We start from the raw sequence: 16,224 nt of genomic DNA, 5'->3' as shown, positions 1-16,224 counted from the left end.
GCCCGCCGGACGCCGCCGGACCCCCTTCTTTTTCTTTCTTCTTCTCACCGCCCGCAGCCCCGGCCCGGCCCGCCCCCAAAAAAACGTGGCGGCCGGGCCTCCTGGCGCCCGCGGGCCGGCACCGCCCCGCCCGCACACCCGCTCACCTTCCATAGGGGGACACCCATGTCCGATTCCGTACCGGCCCAGGGCTTCTCGGACGCCGCCGCACTGCGCCGCGCCAACCGCGCCACCGTCGAGCAGTACATGCACACCCGCGGCCAGGACCGGCTGCGCCGGCACGAACTGTTCACCGAGGACGGCCGCGGCGGCCTGTGGACCACCGACACCGGCTTGCCGGTGGAGACGGTGGGCCGCGACCGGCTGGCCGAGCACGCGGTGTGGTCGCTGAACTGCTTCCCGGACTGGGAGTGGTACAACATCCAGATTTTCGAGACGCAGGACCCCAACCACATCTGGGTGGAGTGCGACGGACGCGGAAAGATCCGCTTCGGCGACTACCCGGAGGGCTACTACGAGAACCACTTCCTGCACTCCTTCGAACTGGAGAACGGGAAGATCAAGCGCAACCGCGAATTCATGAACCCCTTCCAGCAGCTGCGCGCCCTGGGCATCCCGGTGCCCGAGATCAAGCGCACGGGCATACCCACCTGACCCTGACGACCACCGCTGGATCGGAGCACGTCATGGAAGACGTCATACGGGAGATTCGTATCCGCGGGGCCCTACAACAACCCGAGTGGAGCGATGTGCCCCAGCTGCACCGCGTGGGCGAGGCGCTGGCCGCCCGCCCCGCCCTGGTGCGCGGCCAGGACCTGGCCACCCTGCGCACCCTGCTGGCCAAGGTGGCACACGGCCAGGCACTGGTGCTGCAGTGCGGGGACTGCGCGGAGGACCCCCAGGAATGCACCCGCCCCCAAGTGGCCCGCAAGGCCGCCCTGCTGGACCTGCTGGCCGGCTCCCTGGGACTGCGCACCGGCCGGCCGGTGCTGCGGGTGGGACGCATCGCGGGACAGTTCGCCAAACCCCGCTCCAAACCCACCGAACACATCGACGGCCTGGAACTGCCGGTCTTTCGCGGGCACATGGTCAACGGACCCGAACCCGACCCCGAGAGCCGGCGCCCGGACCCGCTGCGCATCCTGACCGGCTACATGGCCGCCGGCGACATCATGGAACACCTGGGCTGGCGCGAGCGCGCCGCCGGCCGCGCCGTGGTCCAAGCGCCGGTGTGGACCAGCCACGAGGCGCTGCTGCTGGACTACGAGATGCCCATGCTGCGCACCGACGAACAGGGCCGGCTGTTCCTGGGCTCCACGCACTGGCCCTGGATCGGCGAGCGCACCCGCCAGCTGGAGGGCGCACACGTGGCGCTGCTCGCCCAGGTCGCCAACCCCGTCGCCTGCAAGGTCGGCCCGGCCATGGAAGCAGCCGACCTGCTGGCCCTGTGCGAACGGCTGGACCCCCGCCGCGAACCCGGACGCCTGACCTTGATCGCCCGGATGGGCGTGAACGCCATCACCGACCGGCTGCCGCCGCTGGTGGAGGCGGTCCGCCGGGCCGGCCACCCGGTCATCTGGCTGAGCGACCCGGTGCACGGCAACACCGTCACCGCCCCCGGCGGCTACAAGACCCGGATGGTCGACACCGTCGCCCGCGAGGTCACCGCCTTCGTGGCGGCGCTGCACACCGCGGGCGGCACCGCCGGCGGCCTGCACCTGGAGGCCACCCCCGACGACGTCACCGAGTGCGCCACCACCACCGCCGACCTGGACCGGGTCGGCGAGCGCTACCTCTCCAGCTGCGACCCGCGCCTGACCCCCCAACAGGCCCTCAGCGTCGTCTCGGCCTGGACCGCCTGACTGCCCACGCGACAAGCCGAGGGACTGACACCGACATGACCGGCATCCCCCCCATCCACCCCTACCCGCTGCCCGCCCACGGCGACCTGCCCCCCGCCGCCGTCACCTGGAGCGCCCGGCCCGAACGCTCGGTCCTGCTCGTCCACGACATGCAGCGCTACTTCCTCAACCCCCTGCCCGACCCGCTGCGCCACCAACTGACCAACAACGCCGCCCAGCTGCGCGAGCGGTGCGCGGCCCTGGGCATCCCGGTCGCCTACACCGCCCAGCCCGGCGGCATGAGCGTGCAGCAGCGCGGCCTGCTCCAGGACTTCTGGGGCCCGGGCATGCGCCCCGCCCCCCAGGACCGCCAGGTCGTCGACGCCCTGGCCCCCGCAGAGGGGGACTGGCTGCTCACCAAGTGGCGCTACAGCGCCTTCTTCAACACCGACCTGCTCAAGCGGATGCGCGCCGCCGGCCGCGACCAGCTCATCGTGTGCGGCGTCTACGCCCACGTGGGCGTGCTGGCCACCGCCCTGGACGCCTTCAGCCACGACATCCAGCCCTTCCTCGTCGCCGACGCCACCGCCGACTTCTCCCAGGACTACCACCGCTCGGCCCTCACCTACGCCGCCGAACGCTGCGCCCGGGTCACCACCGTCAAGGGGCTGTTCACATGAGTCCACACCCCACCCCCGCCCCCAAGCCGGACCATGACCTGCTCACCGCGGCCCTGCACGGCGGGCAGGAGGCGTACGCGCTGCTGCACCGGCCCGCCGCCACCGGCCCCGGCGTCCTGGAGGTCCTCACCGGCACCGTCACCCACCCCGCCACCCTGGCCGACATCCCGCTGCCCGACACCGCCACCACGTCCGGCGCCCACCACGAAACACTGGTCATCGTGCCCTACCGGCAGCTGGCCGAACGCGGCTTCGCCTGCGCCGACGACGCCACCCCGCTGGTGGCCATGACGGTCACGGGCCAGCAGCAGCTGCCGCTGGCGACCGCCCTGGCCCAGATCGCCGACGTGCCCACGACGCTGGCCGGCGAGGACTTCGACGTCGACGACGCCGCCTACGAGGACGTGGTGCGCCGCATCGCCAAGGAGATGATCGGCACGGGGGAGGGCGCCAACTTCGTCATCAAGCGCACCTTCGTCGCCGACATCACCGACTACGGCCCGCGCAGCGCCCCGGCCCTCTTCCGCCGGCTGCTGGAGCGCGAATCCGGCGCCCACTGGACGTTTTTGATCCACACCGGCGGCCGCACCCTGGTCGGCGCCTCGCCCGAACGCCACATCAGCCTCAAGGACGGGCTGGCGGTGATGAACCCCATCAGCGGCACCTACCGCTACCCGCCCACCGGCCCCACCCTGGACGGCGTGCTGGACTTCCTCGGCGACCGCAAGGAGACCGACGAGCTGTACATGGTGCTGGACGAGGAACTGAAGATGATGGCCCGCATCTGCCCCGGCGGCGGACGCGTGGTGGGCCCCTACCTCAAGGAAATGGCCAAGGTCGCCCACACCGAGTACTTCATCGAGGGCCACAGCGACCGCGACGTGCGCGACATCCTGCGCGAGACGATGTTCGCCCCCACCGTCACCGGCAGCCCGCTGGAGAGCGCCTGCCGCATCATCCAGCAGTACGAGCCCGGCGGCCGCGGCTACTACAGCGGCGCCGCCGCACTGATCGGCCGCGATGCGCGCGGACAGCGCGTGATGGACTCCGCGATCCTCATCCGCACCGCCGACATCAGCGCGCAAGGACGCCTCAGCCTCGGCGTCGGCGCGACCATCGTGCGCCACTCCGACCCGGCCTCCGAGGCCGCCGAGACCCGCGCCAAGGCGGCCGGCCTGGTCGCCGCCCTCAACGGCGATGGCACCGAACGCTTCGCCGACCACCCCAGCGTGGGGGGGGGGGGGGGGGGGGGGGGGGGGGGCGCCCCGCGCCCCGGGGGGGCGGGCGCCCCCCCCCCCCCCCCCCCCCCCCCCCCCCCCCCCCCCCCCCCCCCCCCGCCCCCCCCCCCCCCCCCCCCCCCCCCACGACTCCATCGCCGGCTTCTGGCTCTCCCCACCGCACACCCGCACCGCCCCGCTGCCCGGCCTGGCCGGGCGCCGGGTGCTGGTGGTGGACGCCGAGGACACCTTCACCTCGATGATCGACCAGCAGCTGCGCTCCCTGGGCCTGCACGTGACGGTGCGCCGCTACGACCAGGAGTACACCTTCACCGGCCACGACCTGATCGTGATGGGACCGGGCCCCGGCGACCCGCAGGAGAGCGCTCACCCCAAGATGGCCCACCTGCACACCGCGGTGGCCACCCTGCTGCGCGAACAGCGGCCCTTCCTCGCCGTCTGCCTCAGCCACCAGGTGCTGGGCCTGCAACTGGGCTTGGAGCTGCGCCGCAAGACCGTGCCCAACCAGGGCGTGCAGAAACAGATCAGCCTGTTCGGCGCCCCCGAACACGTCGGCTTCTACAACACCTTCGCCCTGCTCAGCCAGGACGACACCATCACCCCGCGCATCCTGGGCGGCACGGGCACCGTCCAGGTCAGCCGGGAGGCGGCCACCGGCGAGGTGCACGCCCTGCGCGGACCGGGCTTCGCCTCCCTGCAGTTCCACCCCGAATCCGTCCTGACCCGGCAGGGCCCCCGCATCGTGGGCACCGCCCTGGCCGGCCTGCTGGCCCCGGCGGCCGGGGCCGCCGCCTGCGCACCAGGGAAGGAATGAGCCATGCCCGAGCCGACCCGCCAGCACCCCGCCCCCGCCCCGCCCGCCGCCAACCGCGCACCCGCGGCGCGGCGTTCGGAGACCATGACCGCCGGCCTCCACGTGGACTTCCCCGAGTTCCGCACCCCGCCGGCCGAGCCGATGGCCCTGCTGGCCGACTGGCTGGAGACAGCCACCGCACAGGGTGTGCGTGAGCCGCGCGCGCTGGCCCTGGCCACCGCCGACACCCGGGGCCGGCCCTCCTCCCGGATCCTGGCCATCAACCGCCTCACCGAGCGCGGCATCGTCTTCATCACCCACTCCGGCAGCCGCAAAGGCAAGGAGCTGGCCGCCAACCCCTACGCCTCGGGCGTGCTGTACTGGCGCGAGACCAGCCAGCAGATCACCATCGCCGGACCCGTACGCCTTCTGCCGCGCGCAGAGGCCGAGGAACTGTGGGCGGCGCGCGCGGTGTTCACCCACCCCATGACCACCGTCTCCCGCCAGAGCGAACCGGTGCGCGACCTGCAGCACTTCGAGGAGATCCGCGCCCAGGCCCTCCACCTGGGCACCCCCGCGCGGGCGTTGCCGTGCCCGGCGACGTTCGTCGCCTTCTGCCTGGAGCCCGACGCGGTGGAGTTCTGGGCCAACGGCACCGACCGGCTGCACGAGCGCCTGCGCTACCAGCGCACCGACAGCGGCTGGAGCACCACCCGCCTGCAGCCCTGATGCCCGGCCGGCGGCTCGAGCCACTCTCGAGCGGGCGCGCGCGATGATGGGGGCCCGAGCCCGAACATGATGAGTGCGAAGGCTGCATCCGGCGATCACGCGCTCCCCGTTTTTGATGACTGCCCCGATCCGCCTGATGAAAACCGCGCCCACAACTCAGTGTGGAGAGGTATGTCGAACAACACCGACCTGGCAGGTCTCTACTCGGTCATCGAGGAATCGTCCCGGCTGGTGGACGTGGCCTGCGCGCACGACACCGTCTGGCCGATCCTGAGCGCATTCGAAGACACCCTGGCCCAGGCCGTCATCGCCTTCCGGGTGGCGACCGGAGAGCGCAACGCAGGAGACTTCGACTGCCGCTTCACCATGCTGCCCCAGGGCCTTGACCCCTACGCGACCGCGGTGGCCAACGGCCTGATCGCCCCCACCGACCACCCCATCGGCAGCCTCCTGGGCGAACTGGACCGGCACTTCCCCCTCAGCCACAGCGGCATCGACTTCGGCGTGGTCGGCGGCTTCAAGAAGACCTGGTCGTTCTTCCCCACCGACGCCCTGCAGTCGCTCGCCGACCTGACCCAGCTGGCGTCGATGCCGGCCGGCGCGGCCGCCAACCTGGACTTCTTCACCCGCTACGACCTGGCCGACCGGGTCAGCCTGGTGGGCATCGACTACCCCCACAAGTCACTGAACCTGTACTTCGGCGCGGCCCCCGCCGAAACCTTCTCGGCTCAGAACCTCACCGCCCTGCTGCGCGACGCCGGCCTGCCCGCGCCCAGCGAGCGGCTGCTCAAGCTCGGGGCGCAGGCCTTCGGTATCTACGCCACCTTGAGCTGGGAATCGACGCGAGTCGAGCGGATCACCATCGCGGCCATGACACCGGACCCGATGCTGCTGCCGGTGCCCATCGAGCCGAAGATCGAGCACTACGTGAAGAAGGCGCCCTACAGCACCGACGACCGCCAGTTCGTCTACGCGATCACCTCGGCGCCCACGGGGGAGTACCACAAGCTCCAGTCGTACTACAAGTGGCACTCCCAGGTCGAGAACACCCTGCTGGTGCCCGACAGCCGATAGCGGCGCCGTCCCTGCCACCGGCGCGGCACACCCGCCGCTGGTATCCCTACCCGGCTGAATCCTGCAAGGAGAACCCTCGTGAACATCGCACTGTGGATCGTTGCCGCCGTACTGGGCGCGGCCAGTCTGGCCGGCGGGGCCATGAAAGTGCTCCAGCCCACCGAGAAGCTGGCCACCTCCGGCTTCGCCTGGGTCGAAGACTTCAGCGGCAGCACGGTCAAGACCATCGGCGCCCTGGAGATGCTGGCCGGCGTGGGACTGATCCTGCCGGCGGCGCTGGACATCGCCCCGGTGATGGTGCCGGTGGCCGCCCTGGGCCTGGTCGCCCTCATGATCGGCGCGGCCATCACGCACCTGCGCCGCCAGGAGATCGAGGGGATCGTCGTCAACGTGGTCCTGCTCGGCGTGTCCATGTTCGTGGTGTGGGGCCGCTTCGGCCCGCACTCCTTCTGACCATTCTTCCCCGCTCGACCCCACCCGCCACACCAGATTGCTTCCCCGCTCTACGGCGGCCGGCCCACCAGGGCCGGCCGCCGCGCTCGTTTTCCACCACCCCCGGCGCCCGCCACCGCCCCGCCTTCGCCGACCCGCCCGGAGACACCCATGACCGCACCCCAACCCGCCCCCGCAGGCCCGGTGTTCACCCAGCACCTCGAGCTGCGCGCCCGCAACCGGCACGCCGTGGAGCAGTACCTGCAGACCGGCCCCGAGGCCCGGCTGCGCCGCTACACCCTCTACACCCAGGACGGCACCTCGGCGCTGTTCAACACCGACATCGGCCGGCCCATCGTCGTGCGCGGCCGGCAGAACCTGAAGCGGCACGGCGAGCTGTCCCTGCAAGTGCTGCCCGACTGGCAGTGGTTCGACATCCAGATCTACGAGACACAGGACCCGGCCACCATCTGGGTCGAGTGCGACGGCGAGGGAACCATCCGCTTCCCCGGCTATCCCCAGGGCACCTACCGCAACCACTTCATCCACGGCTTCACCCTGGACGACGGACTGATCGCCGCCAGCCGCGAATACACCAACCCCATCGAGCACATGCGCGCCCTGAGCATCGAGACCCCGCACATCCAGCGGGACTGGATCCCCTCGTAACGGGCCTTTGACAGCCCCGCGGGGGCCGCCGGCCGTGCAGGCCGGCGGCCCCCCTTTTTTTGCGGCGTGCGGCCAAGACCGCCCCGCACGGCACGGGCCACCGGGGGATGGGTGCCCGGGCCGCCGGGCGGCCTGTGCTCATGACGACGAAACAGCGCCCCCAAATGTGAGGTGACGCAATGTCACCACCACCCGGCCCCGCACCGGGCCCGCACCGAACCGAAGGGACAGCATGACCACCACCGGACCCCCTCTTGGGGCGGCCGCCTTACCCCAGGCCGTCGACAGCGCACTGCGGGAGTTCTTCACCCACCGCCGCGCCGAGGCCGAAGCGATCAGCCCCGCCTACGCGGCCGCGGTCGCCGAGCTGGAGAGCTATGTGCTGCGCGGCGGCAAACGGGTGCGCCCCACCTTCGCCTGGCTGGGCTGGCTCGGCGCCGGCGGCCGCGAGGACGACCCCGCCGCCGGGGCGGTCCTGCGCACCTGCGCCGCCCTGGAACTGCTGCACGCCTCGGCCCTGATCCACGACGACGTCATCGACGCGGCCCCCACCCGCCGCGGCGCCGCCGCCGCACACATCATGTTCGCCGACCGGCACCGCGCCCAGTGCTGGTCGGGCGATCCGCACCTGTACGGCACCGGCGCCGCGATCCTCATCGGCGACCTGGCCCAGGGCTGGGCCGACGACATGATCCGCACCAGCGGCCTGCCCGGGCCCGCCCAGCAGCGCATCGCCCCCGTCTGGTCGGCGCTGCGCACCGAGGTCCTGTGCGGCCAGCTCCTCGACCTGAACGCCGAGGCCGCCGCCGCCGAGGACGTGGAGACACCCCTGCTGGTCGACCACTACAAGACCGCCTCCTACACGGTGGAGCGCCCGCTGCACATCGGCGCCGCGATCGCCGGCGCGGACGGCGAACTGATCGCCGCCTACCGCACGTTCGGCCTCGACATCGGCATCGCCTTCCAGCTCCGCGACGACCTGCTGGGCGTGTTCGGCACCCCGCAGGACACCGGCAAGCCCTCCGGCGGCGACCTGATCCAGGGCAAACGCACCGTGCTGTTCGCGGCCGCGCTGCGTTACGCCGACGAACGCGACCCGGCCGCGGCGAAGTTCCTGCGCACCCGGATCGGCACGGACATCAGCGACCGGGAGCTGGCCCGGATGCGCGCCATCATCACCGACGTCGGCGCCGTGGCCCACGTGGAGCGCGACATCACCGCCCGCACCCGGCGGGCCCTGGCCGCGCTGGAGGCCAGCGGGGCCGGCGCCCGCGCCAAGGAACGGCTGCGCGCCATGGCGATCAGCGCCACCCAGCGCACCTCATGACCCGCGCCCGGCCACCTCGGCCCAACTGACCTGCCCTTTTTCGCACATGACGGCCCTGGCACGCCAGGGCCGTCATTTTTTTTGCCCGCAACCGGCCCCGCCGCCTCACGTTTTTGGGGGCTGCGTCGTCGTATAGGCATAGGTGGGGGATCGGGTCCGCCCTGTTCCCCCGGCAGGTGACCCGTGCGGGTCACCCGATCCCCCACCCGTGCCCCGCGGCTTCGACCGGCGCGCCGAAGCCCCGCACCCCCACCAAGGAGTGCCCCGTGAGTGACGTCGCCCCCGTGCTACCGGCGCGCGGCGCCCGCGGCCCGGGTGACGCGGAAGTTGGCCATCATGCCCATCGCCGCATGGTCGAACATGTGACAGTGGTACACGTAGGTGCCCTCGTAGCCGGTGAACGTCGCCTGCAGCTTGACCGTCTCCCCGGGCAGCAGCGAGACGGTGTCCTTCAGCCCGCTCTCCGGCCCGGACGTGACCGGGCTGCCGTTGCGCTCCAGCACCCGGAACTGCACCAGGTGCATATGGAAGTTGTGCGGCATACGGGTGTTGGTGTTGCGCACCGTCCAGATCTCGGTGGCCCCGTATTCGACCTCGGTGTCCACGCGGTCCATGTCGTAGGCCTTGCCGTTGATGAACGAGTCGGCCGTCGCACCGGTCTCGTCCATGCTCAGCTCGAAGCTGCGGTTGACCGTGGCGGTGCCCAGCGCGGGCAGCGTGCGCAAGGCGGCGGGCACACTGCTGGAGTCCGCGGCCGGCGCGCCGATGCGGAACTGCAGCACCTTGCCGATCTGCTCGGCCGGCTCGTCGGGCCGCCGCGGCGCGGTGTTCTCCAGCACCAGCCGGGTGCCGGCCGGATACCGGGAGAAGTCCACCACCACATCGGCGCGCTCCCCGGGCGAGAGCGCCACCGAAGTCACCTCGACCGGCTTCTCCAGCAGCCCGCCGTCCGAGCCGATCTGCTGGAGCACCGAGCCGTCGGACAGCTTCAGCGTGAAGAACCGCATGTTGGACATGTTGAACAGCCGCAGCCGGTACTTGCGGGCGGCGACCTGGAAGTAGGGCCAGGCCTTCCCGTTGGTCAGCAGCACGGTGCGCAGCCGGTCACCCATGGCGTACACGAGCTGGCCGGCGTCGTCGAAGTGCGCGTCGCTCAGCGCGATCGGCACGTCGTAGGTGCCCGAGGGAAGCGGCAGCCTCTGCTCGACCGGGTCGGTGAGCAGGTAGAAGCCGGTCAGCCCGCGGTAGACGGTCTCCGACTCGTAGTGGTGGGCGTGGTCGTGGAACCACATGTTCGCGTGCGGCTGGCTGTTGGGGTAGGTGTAGGTCTTGGTGCCGCCGCCGGCCGCGACCAGGTCCATGGGCGCGCCGTCGCTGCTCTCGGGCACATGGGCGCCGTGCAGGTGGACCGAGGCGGGCACGCCCAGCTGGTTGGTCTGCTGGATCACCACGCGCCGGTTGGAGACCGCCTTGATGAGCGGGCCGGGAAAGCTGCCGTTGAAGGTACGCACCCGGGTCGTGAAGCCGGGCACGATCTGCGCGTCCGCCTCCTTCATGGTCATGCGGTAGTACGAGGCCGTGCTGGACACCGAGTACGGCTGCAGCACCTTGGGCACCGGCATCGCCTGGGTGAACTGCGCGATGGCGGCCGGGTCCAGGTCGGCGGCCTTGGCGGGCGCCGAGCTGGCGACGGCGGGCACCAGCAGGCCCGCACTGCCGATGGTGCCGGTCAGGGCGGCGCCCGTCTTGAGGACGGTTCTGCGCTGGATCATGGTGGGTCTCCCCCGTGGAGTGCTGTGGTGAGGCGGGCGCACCCAGATGTGCGGCCCGCAGAGCAGGGCTGTGCGCCGACGGCGCGGCGCGCCCCGAAAAAGGAGCGGGCACCCCGAGACGTCAGGGGCCCGAGGGCCGGCGCGGGCAGGACGAAGCGGCCGGCCGGCGCCGCCGCGGGACGGCCGGGCCACCACGCGTGGCCCGGCCGCCGGTCATCCGGCGCCCGGCCGGCCGGGAAGCCGGCCGCGGAATCGGCCAGGTCGGCCGGTAAGCCGGCCCCGGCCAGGAGATCGTCGGGAAGCCGGCCACGAAGCCGACCAGGAGATCGGTCGGAGTTGTCGGGAAGTCGGCCAGGAGATCGGCCCGGAAGCCGGCCGGTGAGTTGGCCGGGAAGTGTCCGGTAAGCCAGCCGGGAGATCGGTCAGGAAGTCGGCCGGTGAGTCGGCCCGGAAGCCGGCCAGGAGGTCGGCCCGGAAGCCGGCCGGTGAGTTGGCCGGGAAGTGTCCGGTAAGCCAGCCGGGAGATCGGTCAGGAAGTCGGCCGGTGAGTCGGTCGGTAAGCCGGCCAGGAGATCGGCCCGGAAGCCGGCCGGGAACGTGGCCGGGAAGTCGGCCGCGAAGCCGGCCGGGGGATCGGTCGGGGAGTGGGGCGGCTCAGGTGGTGGGGGACAGGACCGCCTCGACCACCGAGGCGTGCGGTGAGGGGTCCAGGAAGCGGGTGACCTCGAAGCCCGCGGCCCTCAGCAGCTCCTCGTACTCCGCGCGGGTACGGTTCCTGCCGTTGAGGACCGTCATCATCATCATGTCCACCGTCTTGCCCGGGTGGGGCTCGTTGCCCGCCGGGATCATGGGGTTGGCGACCAGCAGCCGCCCGTGCGCGGGCATGGCGCTGCGACAGGTGCGCAGGATCTGCAGGCACTGCTCGTCCGGCCAGCTGGCCAGCACCTGCTTGAGGAAGTAGACGTCGGCGCCGGCCGGCACGGAGACGAAGAAGTCCCCCGCCTCGGCGCTCCAGCGCCCGGCCAGCTCCTCGGTGTCAAGGACGTGCCCGGCCACCACGTTCTCCAGGTCGAACAGGGTGCCCGTCAGCTGCGGGTTGCGCCGCAGGATGGAGCGCAGCAGACCGCCCTGCCCGCCGCCCACGTCCACCAGGGTCTTGGCCCCGGAGAAGTCGCAGGCCTCGGCGATGTCGTCGCTCAGCGCCTCGGAGACCGAGGCCATGGCGGTGTTGAAGGCCTGCCCGAACTCCGGGTCGGTGGCGACGTACTTGTAGAACGAGGTGCCGTACTGCCCCTCGAAGGCGGTGGTGCCGGTGCGCACCGCCTCGTGCAGCCGGCCCGCCGGCTCCCAGAAGGGCGCCTCCCCGCACACCGTGATGTACGCGCGCAGCGAGCGCTCGGAGTCGGTGCGCAGCGGCTGCGCGCGCGGGGTGAGGTGGAAGCGGCCCTCCTCGTCCTCGCGGAAGACCCCCTTGGTGGCCAGGTAGCGCAGGATCCGGTAGAGGTGCGGCGCGTTGACCCCCACCGCCTCGGCGAGCTCACCGGCCGTACGCGGGCCCTCGACCAGATGGTCGGCGACACCGAAGCGGGCGGCGCTGCTCAGCGCCGCCGAGTACATGTAGGCCAGGGAGAGTTCGAGCAGTTCGCTCGTCGCCTCAGCGGTGTCGGCTGCCTGCGGGCCCTCTGCGGCCCCGGACTGGGTGACTGCCATCGACAACGTCCTTCTCTCAGCTGTCCGGATTCCAGGGGGTGCACGAGGGGGTGCACGAGACCTGGTAGGGGGTGTCCTAAGCCTCTGTGCGGTCCATCGGATTCCGCTCGAGCGCCGCAAGAGTGCGTCCCCACGGGCAGTTCAGCCCTCCTTGACCAGGCATCGAGCCGCGGCAACGATATTGAGCCATGAACGGTGACCGACAGCGCACCGTCGGGCGCGAGGAGCGATCTGCCGCGCCGCACACCGGGGGAGTCTCCATGGCTGGAAAAGCCGACATCGAAGCGTTGTACCGGGCGGTACGGGAAGCGGCCGCCCTGGTGGACACGGACTGCTCGCAGGCGAGCATGCAGCCCGTGCTGACCGCCTTCCAGGACCTGATCGTCTCGCCCGTCGTCTTCAACACGGTGGCCGGCGGCGGCCTCTCCCTGGACTTCACCACGCCCACAGACGCGGGCGATCCCTACGAGCGGGCCCTGGCGCACGGCCTCGCCCAGGACAGCGGCCACCCCATCCGCCACCTCTTCACGCAGCTGCACGAGCACCTTCCCGTGCACTCCTTCGGCGTCGACCACAAGGTCGGCGCCGGCTTCAACAAGACCTACGCCTTCTTCCCGATGGGCCGCCCGCAGGACGTGGCCCGGCTCACCGCCCTCGCGGCCATGCCGCCCGCCCTGGCCGAACAGGCCGCCACGCTCACCGCACACGGCCTGGACGGCAAGATCTCCGCCCTGGCCATCGACTACACGCGCCGCACGTGGAACGTGTACTTCAACGGGCTCGGCGGCGAACACGTCGAGCGCGGCGCCCTGCTGCGCGCCTTCGGCCTGCCCGAACCCAGCGAACAGCTGCTGGACTTCGCCGAGATGTCCTCGGCGCTCTACCCCACCTTCGGCTGGGACTCCACGAAGATCGAGCGGGTCAGCTTCTCCCTGCGCACCACCGACCCGGCCGCGCTGCCCGCCCATGTCGAGCCCCGCCTGGAAAAGCTCGCCAGGAACGCGCCGTACACCTACCCCGGCCAGCGCGTCCTGGTCTACGCCGGCGTGCTCGCTCCCGGCCGGGAGTACTACAAACTCGCGGCCTACCACCAGATGGACCTGGCCACCCACGACCGGGTACGCCCCCGCAGCTGACCCGCACCGGCGAGTCCCGGCACGCCACCCCGTTGCCGGGCGCGCCCCCACAACAAGGGCCGCTCGGCACTCCACAGCTTCAACCCATGCCCGGCAGCCGGGAATTGACGTCGCGTCAGCGGGGGCGGACAGGTCGCGCCGCCCGGCCCAGGCCCCCTTCCGAACGCCCTTGTCCCGGCGAAGTCAGCCGTGTCACACTGTCGGCACGCTTTCCCTGCCCGCGTGCGGCCGAGCGGTGGTTGAGGTTCTCCTCCCGCCCAGCTCGGCCTTTTCTGTTTCCGTGACCGGGCGGCCGCGGGCGTAGGCAGCGGCCGGATCACGCGGCGCCCGCCCCGGTGCGCACAGCTGCGGCGCACCCCTCTTCCCCGTGCACCCCTTTGCCCGCCGCGCCGTGCGTGGCGCCCGCCCCCTCTTTCGCGGTGCCTGACACCCCTGGCACGGGCCCCGCCGCGCGGGCCGCCCGTGCGTTGACATTCTTGGAAGGAAACTGAGCATGAGTGATCGTGTAGTTGACCCCGTGGCCGGCTCCGCCGCCCGACCGGCCACCACCACCGCCGCCGGGCAGCGCTCCGGGGCCGAGGCGATGCGCAACCGGGTGGCACGCCACCTGGCCGTACAGGTGGACGGCGAGGGCGCCCTCAAGGACCGGTGCTCCGGCCGGATCATCGAGTCCGCGCTGCTGCTGCTGTTGCTGCGCAAGGAGCGCGCGCTGCCCCGCGCGCAGAAGGAACTCCAGGACTACCTCCAGCGCGCCCGGCCCAAGGGCGCCCTGGAAGGCGTCGTGGTGGACGCCCTGCTGGGCCGGCCCTGCGACACCAACGCCGTGCTGAAGGGCCTGGGCAAGTCCCGGCACGGCACCGGCGCGCGCAAGCGGCTGCTGCTGGACACCATCCTGGGCCTGTGCGGACTGCTCCCGGACGGCGCCCGCCCCGACCCGCGCGACATCGGCCCGCGCCCGCAGGCGGTGTGGACCGAACTGACCCTGTGCGCGGCCACCATCCTGCACGCGCACACCGGCTGGGGCAGCGGAAGCGGCCCGGCCTTACGGGATGCCGCAGCCCAGCAGGAACTGCTCGAACAGCAGAACCTGCTGGTACGCCGGCTGGCCGCCTTCCCGGTACGGCGCGTGTGGGAAGGCAACGCGCTGGCCCACCTGGTGGCCCTGCACGCCCTGCACACCTACCGGCCCGGCTGCGAACTGATGCGGGACGGCATCGAGGCGCTGGTCCAGCTGCGCGGCCCGGACGGCGGGGTGCCCTTCATCGACGGGCAGGAGGTCTTCGTGACCGCGCTGGCCGGCGTGGCGCTGGCCGCCGCGCCCGGCCACGCCCGCCTGGCGGCCCGGATGGGGGAGTACATCGCCTCCCGCCAGCAGGCCGACGGCGGCTGGGGCTACAACGAGACCACCACCCAGACCGACGTCGACGACACCGCCCGCTGCGTGGAGTTCCTGCGGCTGCTGGACGAGAGGCGTTTCCGCCACGGCATCCAGGGCGGCGAGGCCTACCTGCGCGCCCGCGCCAACGAGGAGGGCGGCTTCCCCACCTACCTGCGCGGCCACCCCTGGGACCTGGACATGACGGCCGGCGCCGTCATCGCCCTGCCCTGGGAGCGCCACGCCCACCTGCTCGCCCCCGCCGTCGAGGTCCTCATCAACGCCCAGGAGGACGACGGCAGCTTCGATCCCAGCTGGACGCTGAGCCTGCCCAGCGTCATCCTGCGCGTCCTTGACGCCCTGGAGCGCGTACCGGCCTCGCAGGAGGATCTGCGCCGGCGCGCCGACGCCTGCACGGCCAAGGCCCTGGCCCACCTGGAGCAGGCCCAGGGCGGCGACGGCGGCTGGGGACACACCCCCGGCAAGGAGAGCGACGTCCTGTCCACCGCCCAGGCCCTGGCCGCCCTGGTCCGCCACGCCCCGGCCGCCGACCTGGCCAAGCCGCTGGCCTACCTGGAGGACCAGCAGCACGCCGACGGCGGATTCACCTCCGCCCCCGACCAGGTGGGCCCGCGCCCGCTGCCCTTCGACTTTCCCGTCCTGGCCGACGTGCACGTGCTGACGGCCCTCAACCGCGTCGTCGCCGGCACCACCGCCTGAACGCACCCGGGGCACACCTCACAAACCGGAGTGCCGCATCGTCAAGTCAAGTGTGATGAACGGCCAGGCACACGAGATGGCCACGTAACGCAAAGAAATGGGGACTTCGATGCACGACACCTCTTCCAAGGGTGCGCCCTCCCAGGCCGGGGCGGTCACAACGGCCCAAGTGGTGGACGGTCGCGGCTTGGTGACCATGCTGCGGGTGGTGGCCGTCATCGGCTGCCTGGAGACGCTGGTGCAGGGCCTGCTGGCCGGGATGCTGCTCAACGGCGACGTCGATTCCATCGACCCGCACGGCGTCAACGCCTACGTCTTCGAGCTCGTGGTGTTCCTCCAGGTCGTGGCCGCCGTCCTGCTCTGGCGCCGCAACCGCCAGCTGACGTGGCCGCTGAGGGCGACCATCGGCATCCTGGTGTTCACCTTCACCCAGACCTTCCTGGGCCTGGAGAGCTCGCTGGCCGCCCACGTCACCCTCGGCGTGGCGCTGTGCGGAATGGAGATGGGGCTGGCCATGCGGGCCTTCACGCTGCGCGCGGACAGCCCCGCCGGCCGCGCCTGACCCCGACGGCAGGCCCGAGCAGCGCACCGCGCAACGGCACCGGCACGCCCGCGGCGGGGCCGGCGGGCCCCCCCCCCCCGCGCCCCCCCCCGCGGGGGGGGGGGGGCCCCCCCCCCCCCCCGGCACCGGGGGGGCCCCCCCCCCCGGCCCCCCCAGCCCCCCCGGC

At 72.1% G+C, this 16,224-nt stretch carries 13 protein-coding genes and 1 pseudogene; 12 read left to right on the top strand and 2 right to left on the bottom strand.

Translation table 11 applies throughout. From position 1 onward, the window contains the following. Positions 1–165 precede the first annotated feature (165 nt). From ACI2L3_RS39560 to ACI2L3_RS39520, 9 genes and pseudogenes are all read left to right on the top strand, one after another. Complete coding sequence (locus ACI2L3_RS39560; RefSeq protein ID WP_404757325.1) at positions 166–654, top strand: PhzA/PhzB family protein; 489 nt, start codon at positions 166–168, stop codon at positions 652–654. Positions 655–686: 32 nt separating this feature from the next. Then, complete coding sequence (locus ACI2L3_RS39555; RefSeq protein ID WP_404757324.1) at positions 687–1,862, top strand: 3-deoxy-7-phosphoheptulonate synthase; 1,176 nt, start codon at positions 687–689, stop codon at positions 1,860–1,862. A 35-nt stretch (positions 1,863–1,897) separates the two neighbouring features. Beyond that, on the top strand, positions 1,898–2,521 hold the full coding sequence (locus ACI2L3_RS39550) for an isochorismatase family protein (protein WP_404757323.1): 624 nt from the start codon (positions 1,898–1,900) through the stop codon (positions 2,519–2,521). Then, a pseudogene (locus ACI2L3_RS39545) lies at positions 2,518–4,573 on the top strand (anthranilate synthase family protein). Before ACI2L3_RS39550 ends, ACI2L3_RS39545 begins: the two are co-directional and overlap by 4 nt. Positions 4,574–4,576: 3 nt before the next feature. Next, entirely contained in the window at positions 4,577–5,281 is a 705-nt protein-coding gene (gene phzG, locus ACI2L3_RS39540; RefSeq protein WP_404757322.1) for a phenazine biosynthesis FMN-dependent oxidase PhzG, read from the top strand. Between the two features lie 171 nt (positions 5,282–5,452). Beyond that, a complete protein-coding gene (locus tag ACI2L3_RS39535; RefSeq protein ID WP_404757321.1) occupies positions 5,453–6,355 on the top strand; it encodes an aromatic prenyltransferase in 903 nt (300 codons plus the stop codon). A gap of 78 nt (positions 6,356–6,433) precedes the next feature. After that, entirely contained in the window at positions 6,434–6,808 is a 375-nt protein-coding gene (locus ACI2L3_RS39530; RefSeq protein ID WP_404757320.1) for a DoxX family protein, read from the top strand. A 150-nt stretch (positions 6,809–6,958) separates the two neighbouring features. Next, positions 6,959–7,456, top strand: coding sequence for a PhzA/PhzB family protein (locus ACI2L3_RS39525; RefSeq protein ID WP_404757319.1), 498 nt, complete (start codon positions 6,959–6,961; stop codon positions 7,454–7,456). A 232-nt stretch (positions 7,457–7,688) separates the two neighbouring features. Beyond that, positions 7,689–8,783 carry a polyprenyl synthetase family protein gene (locus tag ACI2L3_RS39520; RefSeq protein WP_404757318.1) on the top strand — a complete coding sequence of 365 codons (1,095 nt, stop codon included), beginning with the start codon at positions 7,689–7,691 and terminating at the stop codon, positions 8,781–8,783. 287 nt (positions 8,784–9,070) lie between these two features. Here ACI2L3_RS39520 and ACI2L3_RS39515 read toward each other — a convergent pair whose 3' ends face one another. Together ACI2L3_RS39515 and ACI2L3_RS39510 are read right to left on the bottom strand one after the other, a co-directional pair. Further along, positions 9,071–10,555: a multicopper oxidase family protein gene (locus tag ACI2L3_RS39515; protein ID WP_404757317.1), complete on the bottom strand. Its 1,485-nt coding sequence runs from the start codon at positions 10,553–10,555 to the stop codon at positions 9,071–9,073. A 654-nt stretch (positions 10,556–11,209) separates the two neighbouring features. Beyond that, positions 11,210–12,265 carry a methyltransferase gene (locus ACI2L3_RS39510; RefSeq protein WP_404757316.1) on the bottom strand — a complete coding sequence of 352 codons (1,056 nt, stop codon included), beginning with the start codon at positions 12,263–12,265 and terminating at the stop codon, positions 11,210–11,212. A gap of 188 nt (positions 12,266–12,453) precedes the next feature. Here ACI2L3_RS39510 and ACI2L3_RS39505 point away from each other — a divergent pair, with 188 nt between their 5' ends. From ACI2L3_RS39505 to ACI2L3_RS39495, 3 genes are all read left to right on the top strand, one after another. Next, positions 12,454–13,401 carry an aromatic prenyltransferase gene (locus ACI2L3_RS39505; protein WP_404757315.1) on the top strand — a complete coding sequence of 316 codons (948 nt, stop codon included), beginning with the start codon at positions 12,454–12,456 and terminating at the stop codon, positions 13,399–13,401. A gap of 493 nt (positions 13,402–13,894) precedes the next feature. Next, positions 13,895–15,496: a prenyltransferase/squalene oxidase repeat-containing protein gene (locus ACI2L3_RS39500; protein ID WP_404757314.1), complete on the top strand. Its 1,602-nt coding sequence runs from the start codon at positions 13,895–13,897 to the stop codon at positions 15,494–15,496. A 109-nt stretch (positions 15,497–15,605) separates the two neighbouring features. After that, positions 15,606–16,058: a hypothetical protein gene (locus ACI2L3_RS39495; RefSeq protein WP_404757313.1), complete on the top strand. Its 453-nt coding sequence runs from the start codon at positions 15,606–15,608 to the stop codon at positions 16,056–16,058. The last annotated feature ends 166 nt before the right edge of the window (positions 16,059–16,224 follow it).

The sequence above is a fragment of the Streptomyces sp. NPDC029674 genome (assembly GCF_044903205.1).
GTDB lineage: Bacteria > Actinomycetota > Actinomycetes > Streptomycetales > Streptomycetaceae > Streptomyces.
Note: the sequence above shows the minus strand (reverse complement) of the source record. Positions and strands in the feature narration are given on the sequence as shown.